Source organism: Pseudomonas taiwanensis, from assembly GCF_013393345.1.
GTDB classification, from domain to species: domain Bacteria; phylum Pseudomonadota; class Gammaproteobacteria; order Pseudomonadales; family Pseudomonadaceae; genus Metapseudomonas; species Metapseudomonas resinovorans_C.
This window is the reverse complement of the sequence record NZ_QJRF01000074.1, coordinates 200,847-224,717: the sequence shown is the minus strand read 5'-3', so window position 1 is coordinate 224,717 and position 23,871 is coordinate 200,847. Positions and strand designations below refer to the sequence as shown.

The 23,871-nt window shown below is 60.7% G+C and carries 21 protein-coding genes; 8 read left to right on the top strand and 13 right to left on the bottom strand.

What is annotated here, in order from left to right:
• Positions 1–58: 58 nt before the first annotated feature.
• The 3 genes from DM872_RS26275 to DM872_RS26265 all read left to right on the top strand — a co-directional run bounded on the left by DM872_RS26275 (position 59) and on the right by DM872_RS26265 (position 2,443).
• Positions 59–373, top strand: coding sequence for an SCP2 sterol-binding domain-containing protein (locus DM872_RS26275; RefSeq protein ID WP_077526001.1), 315 nt, complete (start codon positions 59–61; stop codon positions 371–373).
• Positions 374–579: 206 nt separating this feature from the next.
• The gene (locus tag DM872_RS26270; RefSeq protein WP_179062148.1) at positions 580–1,650 is read left to right on the top strand and encodes a phosphotransferase family protein; all 1,071 of its coding nucleotides are present in this window, start codon (positions 580–582) and stop codon (positions 1,648–1,650) included.
• A gap of 25 nt (positions 1,651–1,675) precedes the next feature.
• Complete coding sequence (locus tag DM872_RS26265) at positions 1,676–2,443, top strand: SDR family oxidoreductase (RefSeq protein ID WP_179062147.1); 768 nt, start codon at positions 1,676–1,678, stop codon at positions 2,441–2,443.
• Between the two features lie 359 nt (positions 2,444–2,802).
• Here the strand turns inward: DM872_RS26265 and DM872_RS26260 are convergent, their stop codons facing one another.
• Positions 2,803–3,453 (bottom strand): hypothetical protein, encoded by a 651-nt coding sequence (locus tag DM872_RS26260; protein ID WP_179062146.1) that lies wholly within the window; start codon positions 3,451–3,453, stop codon positions 2,803–2,805.
• 106 nt (positions 3,454–3,559) lie between these two features.
• On the opposite strand from DM872_RS26260, the gene DM872_RS26255 reads away from it, so the two are divergent.
• Positions 3,560–4,333, top strand: coding sequence for a TSUP family transporter (locus DM872_RS26255; protein ID WP_179062200.1), 774 nt, complete (start codon positions 3,560–3,562; stop codon positions 4,331–4,333).
• Here DM872_RS26255 and nudC read toward each other — a convergent pair.
• From nudC to DM872_RS26240, 3 genes are read right to left on the bottom strand one after another with little or no spacing between them, the layout of a single operon-like run.
• Entirely contained in the window at positions 4,307–5,140 is an 834-nt protein-coding gene (gene nudC / locus DM872_RS26250) for an NAD(+) diphosphatase (RefSeq protein ID WP_179062145.1), read from the bottom strand. The two genes, DM872_RS26255 and nudC, sit on opposite strands and share 27 nt — an antisense overlap.
• Position 5,141: 1 nt before the next feature.
• Positions 5,142–6,821: a ferrous iron transporter B gene (locus DM872_RS26245; RefSeq protein WP_179062144.1), complete on the bottom strand. Its 1,680-nt coding sequence runs from the start codon at positions 6,819–6,821 to the stop codon at positions 5,142–5,144.
• A gap of 38 nt (positions 6,822–6,859) precedes the next feature.
• Entirely contained in the window at positions 6,860–7,672 is an 813-nt protein-coding gene (locus DM872_RS26240; protein WP_179062143.1) for a crotonase/enoyl-CoA hydratase family protein, read from the bottom strand.
• A 218-nt stretch (positions 7,673–7,890) separates the two neighbouring features.
• Between DM872_RS26240 and nhaB the strand changes: the two genes are divergently transcribed.
• Positions 7,891–9,393, top strand: a complete 1,503-nt coding sequence (gene nhaB, locus DM872_RS26235; RefSeq protein WP_179062142.1) for a sodium/proton antiporter NhaB — start codon at positions 7,891–7,893, stop codon at positions 9,391–9,393.
• On the opposite strand, the gene DM872_RS26230 is transcribed toward nhaB, so the two are convergent.
• The 6 genes from DM872_RS26230 to DM872_RS26205 form a co-directional block, all read right to left on the bottom strand.
• Complete coding sequence (locus DM872_RS26230; protein ID WP_179062141.1) at positions 9,377–10,741, bottom strand: amino acid permease; 1,365 nt, start codon at positions 10,739–10,741, stop codon at positions 9,377–9,379. The two genes, nhaB and DM872_RS26230, sit on opposite strands and share 17 nt — an antisense overlap.
• A 21-nt stretch (positions 10,742–10,762) precedes the next feature.
• Positions 10,763–13,018: an Orn/Lys/Arg decarboxylase N-terminal domain-containing protein gene (locus DM872_RS26225; RefSeq protein WP_179062140.1), complete on the bottom strand. Its 2,256-nt coding sequence runs from the start codon at positions 13,016–13,018 to the stop codon at positions 10,763–10,765.
• A gap of 103 nt (positions 13,019–13,121) precedes the next feature.
• Positions 13,122–13,883 carry a DNA polymerase III subunit epsilon gene (gene dnaQ, locus DM872_RS26220; RefSeq protein WP_179062139.1) on the bottom strand — a complete coding sequence of 254 codons (762 nt, stop codon included), beginning with the start codon at positions 13,881–13,883 and terminating at the stop codon, positions 13,122–13,124.
• Between the two features lie 245 nt (positions 13,884–14,128).
• Positions 14,129–15,676, bottom strand: coding sequence for an amino acid ABC transporter permease/ATP-binding protein (locus tag DM872_RS26215; protein WP_179062138.1), 1,548 nt, complete (start codon positions 15,674–15,676; stop codon positions 14,129–14,131).
• Between the two features lie 50 nt (positions 15,677–15,726).
• Positions 15,727–16,518: an ABC transporter substrate-binding protein gene (locus tag DM872_RS26210; protein ID WP_179062137.1), complete on the bottom strand. Its 792-nt coding sequence runs from the start codon at positions 16,516–16,518 to the stop codon at positions 15,727–15,729.
• Between the two features lie 88 nt (positions 16,519–16,606).
• Positions 16,607–17,362, bottom strand: coding sequence for a class II aldolase/adducin family protein (locus DM872_RS26205; protein ID WP_179062136.1), 756 nt, complete (start codon positions 17,360–17,362; stop codon positions 16,607–16,609).
• A gap of 113 nt (positions 17,363–17,475) precedes the next feature.
• Between DM872_RS26205 and DM872_RS26200 the strand changes: the two genes are divergently transcribed.
• On the top strand, positions 17,476–18,441 hold the full coding sequence (locus DM872_RS26200) for a LysR family transcriptional regulator (RefSeq protein WP_256873478.1): 966 nt from the start codon (positions 17,476–17,478) through the stop codon (positions 18,439–18,441).
• Between the two features lie 149 nt (positions 18,442–18,590).
• On the opposite strand, the gene rnhA is transcribed toward DM872_RS26200, so the two are convergent.
• A complete protein-coding gene (gene rnhA, locus DM872_RS26195) occupies positions 18,591–19,034 on the bottom strand; it encodes a ribonuclease HI (RefSeq protein ID WP_077525985.1) in 444 nt (147 codons plus the stop codon).
• A complete protein-coding gene (locus DM872_RS26190; protein ID WP_077525984.1) occupies positions 19,035–19,799 on the bottom strand; it encodes a methyltransferase domain-containing protein in 765 nt (254 codons plus the stop codon). It lies immediately after the preceding gene.
• 61 nt (positions 19,800–19,860) lie between these two features.
• Here DM872_RS26190 and gloB point away from each other — a divergent pair, with 61 nt between their 5' ends.
• Together gloB and DM872_RS26180 are read left to right on the top strand one after the other, a co-directional pair.
• Positions 19,861–20,640, top strand: a complete 780-nt coding sequence (gloB, locus tag DM872_RS26185) for a hydroxyacylglutathione hydrolase (RefSeq protein WP_179062135.1) — start codon at positions 19,861–19,863, stop codon at positions 20,638–20,640.
• A 98-nt stretch (positions 20,641–20,738) separates the two neighbouring features.
• Positions 20,739–22,322 carry a LysM peptidoglycan-binding domain-containing protein gene (locus tag DM872_RS26180; RefSeq protein WP_179062134.1) on the top strand — a complete coding sequence of 528 codons (1,584 nt, stop codon included), beginning with the start codon at positions 20,739–20,741 and terminating at the stop codon, positions 22,320–22,322.
• On the opposite strand, the gene DM872_RS26175 is transcribed toward DM872_RS26180, so the two are convergent.
• The gene (locus DM872_RS26175; protein ID WP_179062133.1) at positions 22,310–23,764 is read right to left on the bottom strand and encodes an HDOD domain-containing protein; all 1,455 of its coding nucleotides are present in this window, start codon (positions 23,762–23,764) and stop codon (positions 22,310–22,312) included. The two genes, DM872_RS26180 and DM872_RS26175, sit on opposite strands and share 13 nt — an antisense overlap.
• Positions 23,765–23,871 lie beyond the last annotated feature (107 nt).

The window sequence follows — 23,871 nt, the reverse complement described above, 5'->3', positions numbered from 1 at the left end:
TCCGGCCCACCGCGGCCGGAAAGGCCGCTGGATAAAACCCTAGAAAAAGGAAAACACCATGACCAACGTTGCTGACATCGTCAAAACCATGCAGTCCAAGTTCAACGCCGGTGCCGCCGCTGGCCTGGACCTGGTATTCCAGTTCAACATCGAAGATGGCGACAACCACTACCTGGTGGTCAAAGACGGCACCTGCGACGTACAGCAAGGTGATGCCCCGAACCCGAACGTCACCCTGATCATGGACAGCGCCACCCTGGTTGGCATCATGACCGGCGAAACCGACGGCATGCAGGCCTTCATGGCCGGCAAGCTGCGCGCCGAAGGCGACATGATGCTGGCGATGAAGCTCGGCGAGCTGTTCCCGGTCTAAGCTCAACGCTCGGATCACGAACAAGAAACCGGAGTCCCAGGGCTCCGGTTTTTTTTCGCCCGGTGCCGGTGGCATGGGCGAATCAGGCAACCTGATTGAGCTGCAACACCTTTATCTATAACGGCTCGTTCGGCTTGTGACGCCTCCAAGGCGGCATTAGATTAGCGAATAGTCTCGGGCCCCCATCATAAGTAGAAGGGATAAGCATGGCGCTTACTGATCAGTCCACCCGTATCCGCGACGGCGAAGAGCTCGACGCAGCCGTTATCGATCCATACCTGAAGGCCAACATTCCAGGTCTGACCGGAACCCCGCGCATCAGCCAGTTCCCGGGCGGCGCATCCAACCTGACCTATCTGCTGGAATACCCGGACCAGGAATTCGTGCTGCGTCGTCCGCCGTTCGGCCACAAGGCGAAATCCGCCCATGACATGGGCCGCGAATTCCGCATCCTCAACCAGCTCAATGCCGGCTTCCCCTACTGCCCGAAGGCCTACGTGCACTGCACCGACGAGTCGGTGATCGGCGCCGAGTTCTACGTGATGGAACGGGTGAAGGGCGTGATCCTGCGTGCCGACCTGCCGGCCGACCTGTCGCTCGAAGAAAGCCAGGCCCGCGAACTGTGCCGGAGCTTCATCGACAAGCTGGTCGAACTGCACAACGTCGATTACAACGCCTGCGGCCTGGGTGACCTGGGCAAGCCGGAAGGCTACGTGCAGCGTCAGATCGGTGGCTGGAGCGACCGCTACGAGAAGGCGCGGACTCCGGACGCCCCGACCTGGGAGCCGGTGAAGGCCTGGCTCAAGGACAAGATGCCTGCCGACCACCACAAGCCGGCCATCGTCCATAACGACTACCGCTTCGACAACGTCATCCTCGATCCGGCCAACCCGATGCAGATCATCGGCGTGCTGGACTGGGAGCTGACCACCATCGGCGATCCGCTGATGGATCTGGGCAACACCCTGGCCTACTGGATCGAAGCCAAGGACCCGGCACCCGTGCAGTTGATGCGCCGCCAGCCGAGCCACCTGCCGGGCATGCTGACCCGCCAGGAGTTCGCCGACTACTACGCCGAGCGCGCCGGCCTGCCGCCCATCACCAACCTCGACTTCTACTACACCTACGGCCTGTTCCGCCTGGCCGGCATCGTGCAGCAGATCTACTACCGCTACTTCCATGGCCAGACCCAGGACAAGCGCTTCGCCCAGTTCATCCACATGAACAAGCTGCTGGAGCAGATGAGCCTGCAGGTCATCAACCAATCACGGCTGTAAACCGGCTTACAACAAGGGGAACCCCATGTCCAAGACCAACCTGTTCGACCTCGACGGCAAGATCGCCTTCGTTTCCGGCGCCAGCCGCGGTATCGGTGAAGCCATTGCCAAACTGCTGGCCCAGCAAGGCGCTCACGTGATCGTGTCCAGCCGCAAGATCGAGGGCTGCCAGGCCGTCGCCGACGCCATCATCGCCGAAGGCGGCCAGGCCACCGCCATCGCTTGCCACATCGGTGAGATGGAGCAGATCCAGAGCGTCTTCGCCGAGATCCGCGAGAAGTTCGGCCGTCTCGACATCCTGGTCAACAACGCCGCCACCAACCCGCAGTTCTGCAACGTGCTGGACACCGACCTGTCGGCCTTCCAGAAGACCGTGGACGTCAACATCCGTGGCTACTACTTCATGTCCATCGAAGGCGGCAAGCTGATGAAGCAGAACGGTGGTGGCAGCATCATCAACGTCGCGTCCATCAACGGCGTCTCGCCGGGCGAGTTCCAGGGCATCTACTCCGTGACCAAGGCTGCCGTGATCAGCATGACCAAGGTCTTCGCCAAGGAATGTGCCCAGTTCGGCATCCGCTGCAATGCCCTGCTGCCGGGCCTGACCGATACCAAGTTCGCCTCGGCCCTGGTGAAGAACGATGCCATCCGCGAAGTCGCCCTGCAGCGCATCCCGCTGAAGCGCGTGGCTGACCCGAGCGAAATGGCCGGCGCCGTGCTGTATCTGGCCAGCGCTGCCTCCAGCTACACCACCGGCGTTGCCCTCAACGTCGACGGCGGCTTCCTCTCCTGAGGATCACGCCCATGAAAAAGGGAGCCCATGGGCTCCCTTTTTCATGTCTGCAATTCCGTGAAACCGAACATACGAACGACTGCGCTTCTTCTGGCCCCGGACACCGATAGAGCCTGCTCCCCCGGTTCACCATTCGAGGCCCGGCATGGCGCCGCTGGTGGATGAAAAAAGCGCCATCCACCCTACAGGGCTAGCGCATGGCCGAACTTGTAGGAGCGAGCTTGCTCGCGAATAGAGCCGTAGGATGGACCACGCTCCACCGGTCCACCATTCGAGGCCCGGCATAGCGCCGCTGGTGGATGAAAAAGCGCCATCCACCCTACCGGGCTGGCGCATGGCCGAACCTACAAATGTGGCAATCAACGCCAGTCCTTCAACGCTTCCTTGGCCACCGGGTTCAGCGGCTGGGCCAGCAGGCCGGTGGGCGACAGGCTCACGGAATACACCGCACCGTCGGCCATCGGCAGGTAGGTCACCCGATGCGCTTCCGGCACGAACAGGAAGAAGTCGCGCTGGGCCAGGCGCAGCCAGCGCCAGAGATCGACGCCATACGGGCTGCTCGCCAACTGGGCACGCGGATGCTGGGCCAGGGCTTGCTGCTCAATGGCCAGAAAGCGACCGGACAACCGCTCCAGGCGATAGCCCGGCTCCAGCCCCAGCAGATTGCCAAGCCCCTTCCACTTGAACAGGCGCGCGTCCAGTTGCCAGAGGTCGCCGTCCAGCAGCAACTCACGCTCGGTTGCGCCCTCCAGCAAGGTGACCTGATAGCTCTGCGGCCCCATGGCTTTGAAGTTCAGGGTCACCAGCGGCTTGTCCTCGGGAAGCGTGCTATAGCTCCACAGGTCCCGGGCCACCAGCGCGACCAGCAGCGCCAGCGCCAGAAAAGCGAGACCGCAGGTGCCGCGAAGCCAGCCGAGAAACCAGCTGCGGTCGAGCAGGATGCGTCCGGCGACAACCGCGACCAACACTGCCAGCAGGGCGGTTGCCCAGGCCAGGCCGTCATACTGCATGGAGCCCATTCCTTATGCGTGAAAATGCCGGCATTATGCGCAACTCCCCAAGCCGCAGCCACAAGCCACGCGGCAGTTGTAGACACGGACCTCGTTTTCCATGCCAATCCCCTTCGAGCTGGCGGTCGATCCCGCCACCCTGGCGATTCTCGCCGCCGTTGCCTTTCTTGCCGGATTCATCGACGCCATCGCCGGCGGTGGCGGCCTCCTGACCATCCCTGCCCTGCTCACTGCCGGCCTGCCGCCCCACCTGGTGCTGGGCACGAACAAACTCTGCGCCACCTTCGGCTCCGCCACCGCCAGTTACACCTTCTACAGGCGCAAGCTGTTCGACCCGTCGAAGTGGCGCAACGCGCTGATCGCCACCGCCATCGGCGCGGCACTGGGCGCGGTGATCGTCCACTGGCTACCCGCCGCATGGCTCAACCAGATGCTGCCGGTGGTGGTCTTTGGATGTGGCCTGTACCTGCTGTTTGGCAAGACCCCGGATGCCGAACATAGCCAGGACGCAGCGATTCCCCGTGGCCGCCAATGGCCGCAAGGGCTCGGCCTCGGCTTCTACGACGGCGTGGCCGGTCCCGGCACCGGCGCCTTCTGGACCGTTAGCAGCCTGCTGCTCTATCCGCTGGATCTGGTACGCGCCAGCGGTGTCGCCCGCAGCATGAACTTCGTCAGCAATGCCATGGCCCTGGTGGTATTCATCGCCGCCGGCCAGGTGGTCTGGGCCCTGGGCATCAGCATGGGCGTGGCGCTGATGATCGGCGCCTTCCTCGGCGCGCGCACCGCCATCAAGGGCGGTGCCAAGTTCATCCGCCCGGTATTCATTCTGGTGGTGTTGGCGCTGACCGCGCGCCTAGTGTGGCAACACTGGATCGGCTAAGCCGAGGCGACGCGCCACGTACAGATCGATGAGGTAACGCGCGATGGAGCGCTGCGCCGGCAATGGCGGCAGCGCATCCACGGGGAACCAGCGGGCATCTTCGATCTCGCCGGGTTGCGGCACGATCTCACCACTGCGGTATTCGGCGTGGAAGCCGAGCATCAGCGAATGCGGGAATGGCCAGTTCTGGCTGGCGATGTACTGGATGTTGCCGATCTCGACACCCACCTCTTCCCGCACCTCGCGAGCCACGCACTCTTCCACGGACTCGCCGGGCTCGACGAAGCCCGCCAGCGTGCTGTAGACGCCACTGACGAAGCGCGGCGAACGCGCCAGCAACAACTCATCGCCCCGACTGACCAACACGATCATGCTCGGCGACAGCCGCGGGTAGTGGTGGACTTCGCAGCTCGGGCAACGCATCGCACGCTCACCCGCTACCTGCTCCATGCGTTGGCCGCAGCTGCCGCAATAGCGGTTCTGGTCCGCCCAGGTACCGATCTGGCTGGCGTAACCGAGCATGCGGAAGGTATCCGGGTCGCCCTGCAGCATCACCTGGCGCAGACCCTGCCAGAAGCAGCCCGCCACGTCGGCCGGATGAGCCAACTCCAGCAGGTAGATGGGGTCACCGTCGAAGTGACCGATGCCGTGTTCGGCCAGCACCGGCAATTCCTGGCGCTTCAGCCACTCACGGGGAAAGAGCACGCCATTGCTGTCGGTGAGAAACTGCTGCCGGCAGTGCGCCACCGCCCAACCACCGGGGACGGAAGCATCCAGCAATCCCGACTGCCAACGTTCGCCCGCCATATCAGGCCGCCACCGGCAAGCCGAGGGCGCGCACGCTGTTGGCGGCCAGGTCGAGTACATCGGTCTGGAAGCCGCGACGCATGCCGGCGCCGCCTTCGAGGTAGTACTCGAGGCTGGTCAACGCATCGGCCAGGGTCTCCAGCATCTGCTCCGAAGGCATCAGGGAGGTTTCCAGCATCTGCTGCTGGATGTACTCGCCGCAGGCAGCGACCAGGGCGGCGGCGCGCTCCTGACCGAGGAACCACAGCCCGCCGCGCACGGCCTGCAGGCTTACCGGCACGTTGGCCAGGTGCAGTTTGTCGCCATTGGATTCCAGGTACGCCGTGATCGCGCGCTTGGCCAGGGCAAGACCGCCCTGGGCTTCATCCAGCACCACGATGCGCGCTTCAGCCAGTTGATGATTGGCGAAGGACTCCGCCTCGTGTCCCGGCTCGACGACCTGACGCACACCGCGGCGCTCGCCACTGTCGAGACCGGCCACCATGCTTTCCACATAGAGCACCGCATCGGCGAGCTTGAGCAGTTCAGCGGATTCGACCGGTTGTTCCGCACCCCAGGCCGCCACCATCGGCAGTTGTACCTGCAAAGCATTGCCGGGGGAGTTCAGACCGACCATGACCAGTGTCTTGGCCAGCTTGCCAAGCAGGACGTGCAGGTTCCCGAAGGATTCACCCGGCGCAGTGCCGCGTTCGATCAGGTCGATCATGTCCTTGACGCTGTTCAGCTCTTCGAAGATCGCCGAGGACAGCGAACGCATCACCGCCTGGCCGGGGCCGGACAGGCGCTGGTATTCCTGCTCCAGCAGCTGGTCGGTGAAGGGCAGCGCGGTCATGCCGAAGACTTCGCGCAGCTCATGGGAACGGGGAGCCTGGCTGTCAGCCAGCGCAACCAGGTAAAGCAGTTCCTTCTGCAGGTTGCGCGGCGCCTCGTAGGCGGCGTTGGCCAACAGCGACTTGAGCTCACGGTCCACACGCGAGAACAGCTGTTTGCGCGACTTGCGCGCCAGCAATTGGCCGGCCAGCTGCGACTCGATTGCCGCCGCGCCGATCCAGCAGAGTCGACCGCGCGGCTGATCGCCGTACAGGCGCTCGAGGCCGCCAAGGGCGCGCTCCATCGTGCGCAGGGCGTTTGGCACGTTGTGCCCGCGCAGGAAGCCGAGCAATCCCTGCTGGTACGCCTGACGGAAACGCCGGGCCAGGGCATCGGGATCGGTGCCTTCCGGTAAGCGGGCTTGCACCGCGATGCGCCGCGCCTGATCCAGGCGGACGCTGAAGAAGTAGCTCTCTGGCAGTGGCGGCTGCCCACCGGCCTGGCGCAGGTCGTTGATGGCGGGTAGCAACAGCTCCGGCATTTCCTGGCGATGCAGGTCGAGATTTTCCAGATAGCGACGCAGGACGTGCAGCGCATTGCTTAGCGCGGCCAACTGGACGTCACGCTCCTCGCCCGCCCCCGTGGGAATGTCCGTGGCCTGGTCCAGCAGCTCCTGGGCCAGCAGTTCGGCGCCAGTCAGCTCGATCAGGTTGAGCGTTCCACGTACCTGATGCATGGCCTCCACGGCCTGCTGCAGGAGGCTGCCGTTCTGGCGCTCGGCAATGAAGTGTTCAAGACTCTGTTCCGCCTGCTCCATGGTGGCGAACAGTTCGTCGCGCACCAGCCCCAGCGAAGTGACTCCAGTGACCATGCCTTAATGCGCCTCCCGCGCGAGTGTGCGGAATCGCATCAGTCAGCGAACTCTGGCTTCTGCTTGCTCATGTGGGCTGCCATGGCGACGCGAAGATCGGCCGATTGCAGCATGGCCGCATTCCAGGTAGCGACGTATTCGAGGCCGTCGTCGACCCGGTGGTCGCGCATATAGCGGATCATTTCCTTGGTGCCGCGCACAGCGATGGGGGATTTGGCGGCGATCTGATGGGCGATGCCGAACACGCCATCGAGCAGGGCATCCTGATCGGCGTAGGTGCGGTTGACCAGTCCGAGGCGCAGCGCTTCTTCACCATCGATGGTGCGGCCGGTGTAGGCCAGTTCGCGCATCATGCCGTCGCCGATGATGCGCGGCAGGCGCTGCAGGGTACCGACGTCAGCCGCCATGCCGATGTCGATTTCCTTGATGGAGAACTGCGCATCGGCGGTCGAATAGCGCATGTCACAAGCCGAGATGAGGTCGATGGCGCCGCCGAGGCAATAGCCCTGGATAGCTGCGATCACCGGTTTGCTGCAGTTGTCGACCGCGTTGAACGAAGCTTGCAGTTCGAGAATCTTGCGGCGCAGGGCACGCGCGTTGCGACCGGCATCCGGGCCCAACTGAGCGCCGACCGAGGCCAGCATCATCAGGTCGATGCCGGAGGAGAAATGCTTGCCCGCACCGGATAGCACCACAACCCGAACTTCATCGTTGTCCTCGATCTCACGGAAGATATCGACGATCTCTTTCCAGAAATCGGCATTCATCGCGTTGATCTTTTCCGGACGATTGATCTGCACATGGGCGATCTTCTCTGCCAACTCTACGCGGAAGGCTTTGTAATCAGGCACGGGTCAGTCCTCGGCGTGCGCCACAGAAAAAGTGTCATTCAGGAAGCCCGGCAACTATAACAAGCACGAAGTAAAAGTCGATGCTGACCACTGTGACGCAGGCCACGCCATGCAATTGCCACCGCACATGGAAAAGCCGGCTTAAATGCTTGATCTACAGAGGCCGGGATGCCATTTTCCCGCGCCCAATCATGCCCATACCTTCAAGGACCACCTCGATGCCCGCCTCACCCGCTGCCGCACTCGGCCGCAACTTCCTCGGCAACTCCCCGCTCTGGTACAAACTGACGATCCTCGGGTTCCTCGTGCTGAACCCGGTAGTGCTATGGCTCCTCGGTCCGGTGGTGTGCTCGTGGTTGCTGGTGGGCGAGTTCATCTTCGCCCTGGGCATGGCGCTCAAGTGCTATCCCTTGCTGCCGGGCGGACTCCTGGTGCTGGAGGCGATACTGCTCGGCCTGGCGACCCCCGACGCGATTTACCAGGAGCTCCAGCACAACTTCCCGGTGATCCTGCTGCTGATGTTCATGGTGGCGGGTATCTACTTCATGAAAGATCTGCTGCTCCTGCTGTTCTCCCGCCTGCTGCTCGGCGTGCGCAGCAAGACACTGCTGGCCCTGATGTTCTGCCTGCTGTCGGCCTTCCTCTCGGCCTTCCTCGACGCGCTGACGGTAACAGCGGTGATCATCAGCGTTGCCCTCGGCTTCTATGGCGTCTACCACCGCGTGGCCTCCGGCCGCGGCGCCGGCGATGAACACAGCCTCGACTCCGACCACGAAGTCGCCAGTTCCAGCCGCGAGGACCTGGAGACCTTCCGCGCCTTCCTCCGCAGCCTGCTGATGCACGCCGCTGTGGGCACCGCGCTGGGTGGCGTCTGCACCCTGGTGGGTGAACCGCAGAACCTGCTGATCGGCCACGAAGCCGGGTGGCACTTCAAGGACTTCTTCCTGCACGTAGCGCCGGTGTCGATGCCGGTACTGGCTGCTGGGCTGTTGACCTGCGTGTTATTGGAGAAACTGCGCTGGTTCGGCTACGGCGCCCAATTGCCGGACAGCGTGCGGAAAGTGCTGGCCGATTACGCCCATGAAGAGAGCGCCCGGCGCACCCAGAACCAGCGCTTGGCGCTGATCGTCCAGGGCGTGGCGGCGCTGATCCTGATTCTCTGCCTGGCGCTGCATGTGGCGGAAGTGGGTCTGATTGGCCTGATGGTGATCGTGCTGATCACCAGCTTCAGCGGCATTACCGACGAGCACCAGATCGGCCGCGCATTCCAGGACGCCCTGCCCTTCACCGCCCTGCTGGTGGCCTTCTTCGCGGTGGTGGCGGTGATCCAGCAGCAACATCTGTTCACCCCGATCATCCACGCGGTACTGGCGCTGCCGGTGGATCAGCAGCCGGGCATGCTGTTCATCGCCAACGGACTGCTCTCGGCCATCAGCGACAACGTCTTCGTCGCCACGATCTACATCACTGAAGTGAAGAACGCGCTGGAAGCGGGAAACATGACCCGCGAGCATTTCGACACCCTGGCGGTGGCCATCAACACCGGCACCAACCTGCCCAGTGTCGCCACGCCCAACGGGCAGGCGGCCTTCCTCTTCCTGCTCACCTCATCCGTTGCGCCGCTGGTGCGTTTGTCCTACGGCCGCATGGTGTGGATGGCCCTGCCCTACACCATCGTAATGGGAACACTTGGCTGGTGGGCCGTCAGCCATTGGCTCTGACGGCCGCGTCGGCCTGAACCCGATTGCGCCACTGGCGCCAGGTGTAGAGGGGGATGCCGGCCATCAGCACGAGGAAGCCCCAGAAGATGGCCTGTTGGCCGGTGCCATAGAGTGCCCAGATGGAGTAGACGAAGCCCAACACACCGATGGCCACCAGCCGGTTACGCTCGCGCTCGGAGAAATCGCCGGGCTTCACCGCCAGCTGCTGCAGCAGCGCGGCGGTGCAGAAGGCGTATGGCACGACGCCCGTCATGGTGCCGAGCAGGATGATGACGTTGAACACGTCCACCAGGTCGCCCTGGCCATCCACCAGCACCAGCGCGGTGACCAACACACCGGAAACCAGCAGGCCATGGGCGGGCACGCCGTACTTGTTGGTCTGCGCCAGAGATTCAGGCAGCAGGCCATCGCGCGCGGTGGCCATGGGAATCTGGCCCTGCAGCAAGACCCAGCCATTCAATGCGCCCAGGCAGGCGATCACCGCGCCGCCAGCCACCAGGTGATAACCCCACTCCCCCATCAGTACCCGCGCGGCATCGGCGAAAGGTGCCGTGGAACGCATCAGCATTTCCGGCGGTAGCACGCCCTGTACAGCGGTGATGGAGAGGATGTAGACCCCGGCTGCCACCAGGGTGCCGAATACCGTGGCACGGGGAATGGTGCGTTTGGGGTTGTCGACATCGTCCGCCGGCACGGTCGCCGACTCCAATCCGATGAACGACCAGAGCGTCAGTGCCGCCGTGGTGGCGATGGCATTGGCGTATCCGCCAACGCCCGGCGGAAGCTCGCTGACCTCGGGAATGCGCAGGTATTCGGGATGGAAGGAAAACCAGCCGAGTATCCCCACCAGGACCAGCGGGATGAGCTTGAGCGCGGTGAGGATGTTCTGCGCCAGACCAAAAGCACCAATACCACGCAGGTTGACCAGGGTGCAGAGCCAGATCGCGCCAATCGCGGTGGCCACCATCAGGACCGGATCGCGCAGTGCCGGGATGAACACCTGCAGATAACCCACCAGGGTCACGGAGATGGCCGCGTTGCCAATCCAGGCCGCCTTCCAGTACGTCCAGGCGCAGAGGTAACCGGCAAAGCTGCCAAAACCATCGCGTGTGTAGGCGTAAGGCCCACCGGCCGAGGGGTTGAGCCTGGCCAGGCGGGCGAAGGTCAGTGCCAGGATCACCGCTCCGGTACTGGAGATCAGCCAGCCGAACAGGCTGAGGCCACCGTAAGCGGCCAGGCTCGAGGGCAGCAGGAACACGCCCGAGCCGATCATGTTGCCCACCACCAATGCGGTGCAGGTCCAGAACCCCATTTTTCCGCGAGGCTTCGCCCCTTCCCCAGTCGCCATCGCGTTCCCCCGCAAGCCGATTTATTCCTTTATGCAGTCCACTGTATAGCAGCGACCTGTAGGACTTTCCTGACAGTTGAGCCCATGGACGTCGATATCGAAGCCCGGGAAGCTGACGTCGAAGGTCCGGGCGAACTCCAGGTAGTCGATGATCGCGCGGGTTTCCGCGGTGAAGCGCTCACCCGGCATGATCAACGGAATGCCCGGCGGATAGGGCACCAGCATCACGGCGGCGATGCGCCCTTGCAGCTTGTCCAGGGGCACTGGCTCCACTTCGCCGCGCACCAGCTTGTCGTAGGCATCAGCCGGCTTCATCGCCAGTTCCGGAAGTTTGGTGTACATGCGTCTCAGCGCCTTCGGCGTGGCGCTGTTGCGGTAGCAGGCATGCAGCGCGTCACAGAGATCGCGCAGACCCATGCCGGTATAGCGCGCCCCATGGCCACTGGCGATCGAGGGCAACGCGTCGGCCAGCGGCTGATTGGCGTCGTAGCCGCGCTTGAACTCCAGCAGCTCGGTGAGCAACGTGCTCCACTTGCCCTTGGTGATGCCCATGGAGAACAGCACCAGGAATGAATAGAGGCCGGTCTTCTCCACGACCAGTCCCCTTTCCCAGAGGAACTTGCTGACCACCGCCGCGGGAATGCCCTGCTCCCCCAGCTTGCCGTCCGCAGTCAGGCCCGGCGTCACCAGAGTGACCTTGATCGGATCGAGCAACACGTAATCGTCGGCCACGTCGCCAAAACCGTGCCAGTCCGCATCCGGGCGCAGCAACCAGTCCGTGGTGCTGACGACGTCGGTCCCTTCCACCAGGGGCGGCTCCCAGATATCGAACCACCAGTCGTCCGCCGCCAGGGTCTGCCACACATTGGCCAGGGCACGGCGGAAACGCAGTGCTTCGTCGAAGGTTTCCTGGATCAGCGAATGTCCGGCGGGCCCTTCCATCATCGCCGAGGCCACATCGAGCGAGGCGATGATGCCGTACTGAGGCGAGGTGGAGATGTGCATCATGAACGCTTCGTTGAAGCGGTGCCGGTCGAGACGGCGAGCGCCGCCATCCTGCACGTGGATCATCGACGCCTGGCTGAAGGCAGCCAGCAACTTGTGGGTGGAGTGAGTGGTGAACACCAGTGGCGAGCGTTCCTCGCGGCCGGTGCACATGCCGTAGCGGCCGGCGTAGAACTCGTGGAAGGCGGCATAGGCGTACCAGGCCTCGTCGAAGTGCAGGACTTCCACCGAATCGCCGAGCGCCTGCTTGATCATCTCCGCGTTGTAGCAGAGTCCGTCGTACGTGGAGTTGGTCACCACCGCCAGCTTGACCTTCGGCTCGCGCCCCTTGGCGAGCGGGCTGGCGTCGATCTTGGCCTTGATCGACTCCCGACTGAACTCGCGGAGCGGGATCGGCCCGATGATGCCCAGTTCGTTGCGCTCCGGCGTCAGATACAGCGGGATGGCGCCGGTCATGATAATGGAGTGGACGATCGACTTGTGGCAGTTGCGGTCCACCAGCACCAGGTCGTCGCGACCGACCATGGAATGCCAGACGATCTTGTTCGCCGTCGAGGTGCCGTTGATCACGAAGAAGGTGTGGTCAGCACCGAAGTTCTGTGCCGCCCTGGCCTCGGCTTCGGCCAGCGGACCGGTGTGGTCCAGCAACGAGCCCAGTTCCGGTACCGATACCGAGAGGTCCGAGCGCAGCGTGTTTTCACCGAAGAACTGGTGGAATGCCTGCCCCACCGGGCTCTTGCGGTAAGCCACGCCACCGCCGTGGCCCGGCGTGTGCCAGGAATAGTTGGATTGCGCGGTGTGCTCCACCAACGCCCGGAAGAATGGCGGCAACAGCCCTTCCAGGTAGTTGCGCGCGGCCCGGGCCACCTGGCGGGCGAGGAAAGGCACGGTGTCTTCGTAGAGATACAGCAGACCGCGCAACTGATTGAGGTCGGCCATCGCCTCGGCGGGTGCGTTCTCGATGGTCACCTGTTCGCCCAAGGCAAAGATCGGCAACTGCGGTGCACGAACCCGGGCAACGCGGATCAATTCCACCATGTCCTGAAGCAGGCGCTGGTTTTCACCGGCCCCTTCAGCGGCAACCAGGATGCAGGCGAGTCCGTGGTGGGTAGAGGCGACGATGCGGCCTTCAGCGGAGCTTGCAGTAGGGAGGATGGTGAAGCCTTCCTGCTCCAGCTCGCGGGCAATGGCGCGGACCCGGTCGCCGGCAACGGTATCGGCCTTGATGTCGCGATGGACGATGAGGACGGGGAACTTGAGCTCTTTATACATTGTGGCTCCCTGAGGGGCGGGCCTGCCCGCCTATGCCCTCAGGGTAGAAGCTCGACCACGGGGGCGGTACCCCGTTTCCACTGGCTGTACGTAAAGGTCGCAATCAGGAAGCTGGCGGAGCGTCCATCTGCACCCAGAGGGCAGGCGCCCCGGCGGATTTCTCGATGGCGGCCAGGCGCGAGGCGTGGGCGGCCAACTCTTCCTCACTGGCGCGGATTACCCGGCTGGGTGCGCGATCGGCCGGCAGGCGACGGATCGGTGTCGCCTGGGCCCGACCACCACTGCCATCGCCACCTTCGCCGGCAAGGGACAGGTTGGTCTGGCCACCGGTCATCGCCAGGAAGACGTCGGCAAGAATCTCGGCGTCGAGCAACGCGCCGTGCAGTTCGCGGTTGGAGTTGTCGACGTCGTAGCGCTTGCACAGGGCGTCCAGGCTGTTGCGCTGCCCCGGGTGGCGCTCGCGGGCCATCATCAGGGTGTCGAGTACCGCGCAGTACTCGCTGACATCGCTGCGATCCGACTGCCCCAGCAGGGCAAACTCGTTGTTGAGGAAGCCGATGTCGAACGCCGCGTTATGGATGATCAGCTCGGCGCCCTTGATGAACTCGAAGAACTCGTCGGCGACATCCTTGAAGCGCGGCTTGCCCACCAGGAACTCGTTGGTGATGCCGTGGACCGCGATGGCGCCTTCGTCCACCTCACGGTCAGGTTGCAGGTATACGTGGAAATGACGCCCCGTAAGGCGTCGGCCTTCCATCTCGACGCAACCGATCTCGATGACGCGGTGGCCATCGGTGACTGGCATACCGGTGGTTTCGGTGTCCAGTACTATCTTTCTGTCAGCGGCGCTGTTGTGAACCGTCATTGCTTTTCCCCTGTAAACGCGCGCCGAATCTTAACACGCCGGGTGAAAACCATCGCAACGACCGATGATCCGGTGTAACTAGCGCCGAGCATGCTCTTCAAACGCGCCAAAAAGTAATCATGCTCCGGGGCGTGCGACGTGTTCATGTGTGTGCGGCTAATTTTCAAGCCAAGCGCTTAAATAAATGCGGACGAAGCCGCATTTATCTTTCCGGCATTTATTATGTGGAAAAGCGCAAGCTCAAACTAACCAATATTGAGTAGCTTTTTCTCCAGATCCGGCTCTGGCAACCCAATGAACCGCCTGACTCTTTCAGCCGAAGCCGCCTCACGAATTTCCTTGGGCGACGCATCAAACTGAACAATTCCATTTTCCATAAACACAACCCTATCCGAAATGGACATTGCGAACTCCATTTCATGGGTCACAATGATTAGCGTCATGCCCTCGTCCGCCAACCCCTTGATCACCTCCAGCACCTCCCCAACCAGTTCAGGGTCTAATGCGGAGGTAGGCTCATCAAACAACATGATATCCGGAGACATGGCGAGTGCACGTGCAATCGCGACTCGCTGCTGTTGACCACCTGATAGCTGATGTGGGTACTTGCATGAATGCGCAAGAAGCCCTACTCGATCTAAAAGTGCATAGGCATATAGCCGACTCTCACTTTTGCAACCCCCATGATATCGGGGCGCGAGCGTAATATTTTCAGCAAGAGTACGATGCGGAAACAAGTTGAACCCTTGAAACACCATGCCAATATGTTTTACACGTTGCCGGAAGGCTCGCGTCTTACTCTCCGCCAAAGCGCCACTTTCAATGAAATCTTGACCAAAAAGCCTAATGCTTCCCTGATTGATATCCTCCAGCCCGTTTATGGTTCTGATAAGGGAGGTTTTTCCTGATCCAGACGGGCCAATTATAGAAACAACCTCTCCCCTCTTGATCTCCAAATCGACGCCCTTAAGGACCTCATGACTGCCATAACTTTTATGAATCCCAAGCAACTGCAAAACAGGCTCACTACTAATAGAGCGTGGCTGGAGGCGTTTTTTATATCCAGCAACCTGACTCCTCAATGCGTGCGTCTGAGCTGCATCCAGGGTTTGGGGTTTACGCCGACTCAAATCAAGAGACAATTCGAATCGCTCCAGGAAAAACCCAAAGACCGTTACGATCAAAACGTAATACACACCCACGGCAGCGAGAGTTTCCATAACCAGGAAGTTCTGTGCATATAGGCGCTGCCCAACAGTGAGAATCTCCGTGAGGGAGATGACTGAGGCAAGGGATGTCAGCTTGACGATCGTGACATACTCGTTGATCAGCGTAGGAAGCGATATGCGAATGGCCTGTGGAATTACGATAAGCCATTGGGCCCCCACTGTGCCGATAGCCAATGCCTTTCCAGCCTCTCGTTGCCCCTTGGCTACGGAAATCAATCCCCCTCGATGGATCTCAGCCATATAGGCTGCTTCAGTTACAACGAGCGCGATAAGGGCTGACCAAAATGGATTAGAAAGCACACCTCCAGACGCCGGGAACAACTGCGGGAGGTTATAGACAAACACGATCAACACCAATAACGGAACACTGCGAAAGAACCAGATATAGACTGATGCAGGGCTTCTAAGTAGCGGCGAACTGGATAGCTTTGCCATGGCCAGCAAGAATCCTAGTAGCCCACCCAAAACCCAGGCTGCGGCACTGAGCTTTATGACTTGCAAGCAAGCCATCCAGAACAGGTCGAGGGTAAACAGGGACGCGAAATAATTCCAATCGAACGACATATCTGCCTCTCAATAGCGCCAGCCACAATCAGCGTAGCGCTATGTACTTATTATTCTGAAATTGGTTCAAGGCTATATTTCTTTAGAATCTCGTAATACTCCCCGCTCGCCCTGCTTTGCGCTAATGCCTTGGATATCTCCGAGTACGTCGAATCGTTCCCTTTCTTTACAAAAATCCCTAGCACCTCTGGAGAAATCAGATCCTTTGAACTTATTACCACCCGTCCTCTTGTCCGCTCAGAAATCATATGAGCGGCACCTGCTATTTCTACTTGAGCTTCCACATGACCAGACAGCAATGCTTGAGTTGCCTCTGGGGCAGAGGGGTACTCACTAAGTGTGACGGCGGGCTTGTGGTTAGGAAGGCAATAGTTCTGAGAAAGCTTTTGCAGTTTAGGCAGCCAGGAATTCCCCTGCTCCAAACCAACTTTCTTACCGCACAATTCTTCTGGTGTCTGCGGTTGAAACTCGCTACCTCGCGCCACCAATATTGCCGACCCTGTCATGGCATAGGGAATGATCAGAGCGCGAAGCCTTCTTTCTTCAGTTATATACATCCCAGAAATAATAGCGTCGTACTTGTTCGAATTAAGCCCATTTATCAAGTTCAGGAACTTCGTATCAACGAACTCGACAGATCGACCCAAAGCCTTGGCAATTGACCTTGCAAGCTCAGGATCAGAACCCACAATATTATTATTCTCGTCATAGGACTCGAATGGCGGATAGGTGATTTCCATACCTATTTTAAGAGGCACCCGCTCCTCAGAAACGGCAATTCCAGCCCACCCACCAAAAAGCACCAAATATCCAAATCCAACTGCAAGGGCTTGCTTTTTCATTATCTTATTACCATTCACAAGGCACGCATCTAGGTTGCCGCGACAACTTTAGTTTCGCGCAGCAAATTCTTGTAATTAACCAACCAGTTCAGCGGCAGTACGAATCTTTTTGCGATGAAATTATCTTGAGCGCTCTCTGCCACGCCAACTCCACGATTCCACACTCAAAATCGGCCGCAAATGTTTCGCAGGTCTTTCTGCACATCTCAGGATCAGGAATGACGACACTCTGATCAGTGCTTCTAATTTGCAAATGAATCTGGCAGGCCCGCTCCAACATATAGACACTGTGAAATGCTTCGCCAATAGTGCGACCGCCGACAATGATTCCATGGTTATGCAGCAGCATCGCATTGGCATCACCAAGACTTTGAATCATTGCTTTCTCTTCTAGCTTGGTGTCAATAAAAGACCCATAAGTGTGATACTTCAGCTTCCCGTAAAACTTCATTGCATGCTGAGACAATGGCGGAAGCCCTTCCTCAAGCGTCGAGACGGCGATGCCTGCGGCAGTGTGAGTGTGAATCACGCACTTCATATCCGGTCTAGCGCGGTGAATAGAAGAATGGATCACGGCCCCGGCAATATTCATTGGCCCATCCGTTTCCCCTTGATTTACAGGAACGCCATCCAGGTCAACCTTCACAAGGTCGCTTGCGCTCATTTTCTCGAACGGCACGCCATACTTGTTTATAAGGAAGTACCCGGACTCTCCAGGAATACATGCGGAGGCGTGGGAATCAACGAGATCCGTCATTCGATAATAGGCTAGAAGGCGGAATAGCGCCGCGAGATCGCAGCGAACCGACCATTCCTGCGGACTACAATTTTCATGCAGACTCATATAGGCATCCTCTTTTTGTGATATTTAAGAGGAACACTATTGAATTCCGCCGATAGCGCATATTCACATTTTATTATATTATCTATTCGCCAAACCAATGGAGGGTCTAGCACATGGGCTTCAGACAAACTTCTGCATCAAATTCTGGAGAGGCTCGATCTGTTAGCGAGCGCATGGACTGGAATCTTCTGAAAACGTTCTGTGCCGTTGCGACCGAAAAAAGTATCAGCAGAGGTGCAGAAAGGCTTCATCTATCTCAACCCGCCGTCAGTCAAGCCATCAAACGACTGGAAGAGCAACTCGGATGCACGCTGATTGACAGAGACAGTCATCGATTCGAGTTGACAGATATAGGATCTTCGCTGTTTAGAGTTTCACTAACGGCTCGACAAAGCATCCGAGAGATCGACTCCATAGTCGACAAGACACGCAGTAATGTTAAAGGCAGCATTCGCCTATTAACCGTCAGCGGAGTGAACTGCCCGGAGTACGATGATGTCTTGCGTGGCATACACCAAGACCACCCCGGAATAACTTTTAGTATTGAAGTGGCGTCAACCCAGGAAATAATAAGCGCCCTGCACCGAAACGACTCAACTTTCGGCATTGGCATTAGCCAGCCCGGCGATATTGACATAAATCAGCTCATACTCAGCCGAGAACGAACCTTTTTCTACTGCAGCAACCTGCACCCCCTCTTCAATGACGACAATGTAACGCCTGAAAAAATCAAGTCATCTAAACTCGTGAGCTTTTCAGGCGAGTCGCTTGGGGGGACTTTGCCAAAACTATCAGAGCACTATGGTAGCAACTACATACGCCACAATATATCCGCGTCTTCAGCGAATACGGGTGAGGTTTTGCGGTTGGTGTTGGCAGGCCTGGGTGTAAGTTCACTCCCTGAACACTTATGCAGAGAGTATGAGGAGCGTGGACTTCTGCGAAAACTCATGCCTGAAGTGAACGTTTGCGAGGTATTGATTGTATTGATGTGGAGCGCTCACCAAGTCCGCACGCAAGCCGAAGAGATCTTCTTGAAAAGAATGCAAGCCGCATTAGGTCACATGAATTCGATTTGATCTCCAACTCATGAACCACAGCGGATCGCCAATCATCCGCTTAAAGAGCACCCCCAAATTCAGATGTAAACGGGAGATGACCGAAGTAACTCACCGTTTACATGCTGGCGCCGTTAAGGTTGGAAGCTCTCCCGCAAGGGGGGCCAGTGCTAACGAGCACCCAGCTCGCTGACACCGCGGTTCGCCAACTGGTCAGCACGCTCGTTGCCAGCGTGGCCGGTATGACCGCGTACCCACTGCCAGCGCACGGTATGGCGATTGACCTGTTCGTCCAGTGCCTGCCAAAGGTCGGCATTCTTCACCGGCTGCTTGGCGGCGGTCTTCCAGCCGCGCTTCTTCCAGTTCGGCATCCATTCGGTAATGCCCTGCATCACGTACTGGGAGTCGGTGATGATCTTCACCTCGCAGGAACGCTTGAGGGCGACCAGCCCCATGATGGCGGCCATCAGTTCCATGCGGTTGTTGGTGGTATCGCGCTCACCCCCCCAGAGCTCGCGCTCGGCACCCTTGTAGACCAGCAACGCACCCCAGCCGCCAGGGCCGGGATTGCCCTTGCAGGCGCCGTCGGTATAGATCTCGACCAGATCGCTCACTTAAGCCTCATGTTTCGAATCGCACCGGCTGACCTTGGCCACCGGCATGGGAACCAGCTTGCCCATGGGCTCTCGCCGGGCCTGACGCAGTGGGCGCAAACCAATTACCAGCTTGCGCGCCACCAATAGATAGAAGCCTGCACCGAATCCTTGTCCGGCGGCGCCCCAGCGCTCCAGCCGAGCCAGGCGTGTTTGCCAGGCGGCCGAAGCAAGCGGCGGACGATAGCACCCGAAGCGGCGTTTCTCCAGCGCGAAGCCCAGCAGGTTCAGCCAGTCGCTGACCCGTGTCGGGGAGATGCAGCGCGCACGGCGCAGGGCGTCACGCGCGAAGTAATGGCGCACCCCCCAGGCGCTCCACGGGTTGACCCCAACAATGATCAGATGACCGCCGGGGCGAACGCTGCGCGCGGCTTCGCGCAGCAGGCTATGGGGGGAGAGGCAGAAGTCCAGGCCGTGTTGCAGCACCACCACATCGGCGGCATGTTCGCTGAGCGGCCAGGCCGACTCCTCGCAGGCGATCTCCACGCCCGGCAGCGGCGCCCCGAGATGCACGCTGCGCTGGATCTGCTTGGCACCGGGCGGCAATTCCGCACGCGGCCCGTAGTGCACCAGGTAGCCACCGAAATAACGCGCCAGTTCGTCCTCCAGCAGGCGCTGCTCTTCGAACAGCATCAGGCCGCCCAACGGGCCGCAGAACCAGGAACGGGCCCCGGAGATCAGCTCCAGCCAGTCGGCATCGGCTTGGGCGAATGCTTTTTCGGTCATGGCAATCTCCTGCGTGAGAGCCCTAAGATGCTCCATTGCTCTCTGCTTGGCGACTCCCTTCATGATCCAGATCGATGCCCTCCCCGCCTTTTCCGACAACTACCTCTGGCTGCTGCAGGACGACGCAACGCGTTGCTGCGCCGTGGTCGACCCCGGCGATGCCGCGCCGGTGCTGGCCTGGCTGGAGTCCCATCCCGGCTGGAAGCTGACCGATATTCTGGTCACCCACCATCACCATGACCATATCGGCGGCGTGGCGCGCCTGAAAGAAACGACCGGCGCCCGCGTACTGGGCCCGGCGCAGGAAAAAATCCCCGCACGCGACGAGGCGCTGGGCGATGGCGACACCGTGCAGGTGCTCGGGCTGGCGTTCCGGGTGATCGAGGTACCCGGCCATACCCTGGGGCATATCGCCTATTACCATGGGGACACCGAGCGTCCCCTGCTGTTCTGCGGCGACACGCTGTTCGCGGCCGGTTGCGGCCGGCTGTTCGAAGGAACGCCGGAACAGATGCACCACTCGCTCAGCCGCCTGGCGGCGCTCCCGGCGGCCACCCAGGTCTTCTGCACGCACGAATACACGCTCAGCAACCTGCGTTTCGCCAAGGCCGTCGAGCCCGGCAATCGCGCGACTTCCAATCGCTTCGACGAGGTCACCCGGTTGCGCGAGCAAGGCGGTATCAGCCTGCCATCGACCATCGCCCTTGAACTCGCGACCAACCCCTTCATGCGGGTGACTGAAACATCCGTTAAACAAATGGCCGACGAGCGGGCTGGCCGGGATAACCCTACGCCAGCCGAGGTCTTCGCGACCCTTCGAGCCTGGAAAGACCAATTCTGAACACTCGGTCAGGCTTCGGAGAACTGGTGAAAACTTGACCAACCATAGGTCGATTTCTAGAATCGCCGAACTTTTTTGCCGGAAAAACCCCTCAGCCAATGTTGTCTTCGCCGATCAAAACCTTCGACCTGGATGCATTGGCACGAGCCGCACGCGCGCTTGTGGTGGTGTGCGCCGCCACTCTCGCAGGCTGCGCCGGCACGGGTCAGAAGGACGACGACCAGGGCCGCGAAACCGACCGCGCACTGGCCATGCAGCAGCAGGCTCAGTGGCTGGAAGAGGCTCAAACCGAGCGCGAACCCCAGGATATCTGGGAACGCATGCGTAACGGCTTCAAGCTTCAGGACGAGATCGGCGTCAACCCGCGCATCGAGCGTCAGCGCCTCTGGTATGTGAGCAAGCCTTCCTTCCTGGAAACCGCCAGCGACCGCGGCAGCCTCTATATCCACTACGTGGTGGAGCGCCTGGAAGAGCGCAACATGCCCCTTGAACTGGCCCTGCTGCCGGTGGTGGAAAGCGCCTACAACCCCTTCGCCTACTCACGCAGCAACGCGGTAGGTATCTGGCAGTTCATTCCCTCGACCGGTCGCCACTTCAATCTGCGCCAGACCAACTGGTACGACGGCCGACGCGACATCACCGCCTCCACCAACGCCGCGCTGAACTACCTCGAACGCCTGCATGAAATGTTCAACGGCGACTGGCTGTTGGCCCTCGCCGCCTACAACGCTGGCGAAGGCACCGTCAGCCGCGCCATGGAGCGCAACCAGAAGCTCGGCCTGCCAACCGACTACTGGAACCTGCCGCTTCCCCAGGAAACCCAGGACTACGTACCCAAGCTGCTGGCCCTGTCGCAGTTGGTGATGGCGCCGGAAGCCTACGGCGTGAACCTGAGCCCCATCGCCAACGAGCCTTACTTCGAAGTGGTGGAGGTCAAGCAACAACGCCTGGACCTTTCCCGTGTGGCCGCGATGGCCGACATGGACGCCGATGAGATGTACCAGCTCAATCCGGCCTTCAAGAAACGCATCACCATGGACGGCCCGCAACATCTGCTGGTCCCCACCGACAAGGCTGAACTGCTCACTGCCAACCTCGCGCTGATGAAGCCCCAGGAACTGGTGGACTGGCAGCAGTACCGGGTGCGCAATGGTGACAGCCTGCATGGCATCGCCAATCGCTACCACGTTACGGCCAAGACCCTGAAAGAGATCAATGGCCTGTCGGGCAATCACCTGCGGGTGGGCCAGCAACTGAGCATCCCGGTCGAGCCGGGCCTGAAACCTGATCGGCCGCTGTTCCAGAACGTCGCCAGCGCTCCAGCACCGACCCCGGCACGCACGCACAAGGTCAAGAGTGGCGACAACCTCTGGTCCATCGCTCGCCAGTACAAGGTGAACGTGCAGGACATCAAGCGCTGGAACAGCCTCAAGGCCAACCACCTGAAGGCTGGCCAGGTGCTGAAACTGGAAGGCGGTGCCACCCAGGTCGCCAATGCAAGCAAGGGCAAGTCGAAGGGCAACGGCCGCGAGTCGGTGACCTACTACAAGGTCAAGCAGGGCGACTCGCTCTACCTGATCGCCAAGCGATTCAACGTTGAAATGAAACACCTTCAGCGTTGGAACCCCCGCAGCGACCGCTCCCTGAAGCCCGGCCAGACCCTGACGGTCTACCTGCCCTGATTCTTCTGCGCCATCGCCTCCAGGCATCGCCCCGCCGCCTGGGCGAAGTGCTGGAACGCCACGAACTGCTCGTGCCGTAGCGCCCGCCCCGAAAGGCGGCAGTCGGCATAGATCACCCCGATCTCGCGCTTGCCCGCCAGTAGCGGCGCGACGAAGAACATTCCCTGCCCCAGCCATTCGCGCATCGGTCGCGTCACCAGGTCATTCAGGCTGTAACTCGCCGGCACGCCCATCCAGATGGTTTCGCGGGCCCGCAGGACGTAGCTGAACAGATTGGCTTGCTCGGCCTGGCCGGCGGGCAGGGCAAAGCCATCGAGCCAGCGCTCACTGCCCTCGCCCACCGCCCGGCGTACCGTGAAGCGACTGCGCTGGTCAGTCAGCACCGCCACCATCACCCGCTCCAGTCCGGCCCCCTGGTGCAGTCCCTGGAGCAGGGTATCCAGCACCAGATTGATGTCCGCCTTGCGCGACACCAGCATGCCCAGTTCCTGCAAGGCCTGCTGCATGACCAGCAGGTCCGGTTGCAACAGGCGCGCCTGCCGCTGCTCACGCTGCAGTCGGATCTGATCCGGGTCGGTATGGGGTATCAGGTGACAGAGCTTGCTGGCACCGAATGTGGTCGCCACCTTGACCGCCTCATCGGCACTGGCCAGCACCTGCTGCATGGCCTCCTCCCGACTCAGGCCAACCAACCCCCCCAGTTGTTCTACAAGCTGTGCCATGGAGGCTGAGTCCCAGCCCTGCAAGGCCGCTTCGCTGATGCGAACCCCCAGGCTCACGGCTTTCACCGCCGGATCACCCTGCGCGGAGCCGGTATGGGCCAGGCTCGCCAGTTCCCCCAGGTTCCAGCTGCGGACCAGCCCCAGGGTCAACTGACGAAAACTGGTGCCCAGCACTTCGCGCACCGCTTGCTCCTCATCGACACCCGGTTGCGCCAGCGCGGCAGCGAGCTCGTCGGCCTGCTCGCCACCACAACCCCAGAACGCCAGCTCACCCAGGTTGTGCAACAGGGCGGCGATGAAGACCTCCTCCTGGCTGCGCGCAAGGAGGTAGCCGGCGATGTTGCGAGCCTGCACGGCCGCGTGGAAGGAACGCGCGAGAATCTCGGGTAGCTGCTCCCTCGGGCCGCGAGCCAGCAGGCTGTCGATCAGGCTGACCGAAAGACCGATCAGGCGCACATTCTCGAAGCCGATCAGCACGATGGCGCGGGAGATCGTGCGAATGGCTTCCTGGGAGGGGTTGTAATAGACGCTGTTGGCGACCTTCAGCACCTTGGAGGTGAGGGTCGCATCACGCAGCAGCACATCGGCCAGCTGCTGTACGGAAGACTTATCCTGTTGGGCCATCTGGTGCAGGTCCTGCACCACCGCGGCCAGAGCGGGCAATTCGGCCTCATTGAGACGGTCGATCCATGACTGCAGACCATGGCTGCGTTCACCCAAGATTGGCACCCCTGCGCAAATTTCCGAATGGTGGCCAGAATGCTGGCCAGCTACCCGCAGGCTGGCCCTTTTTTCTTGCCTGTACAAGCTGTTACTGTACTTGCCAG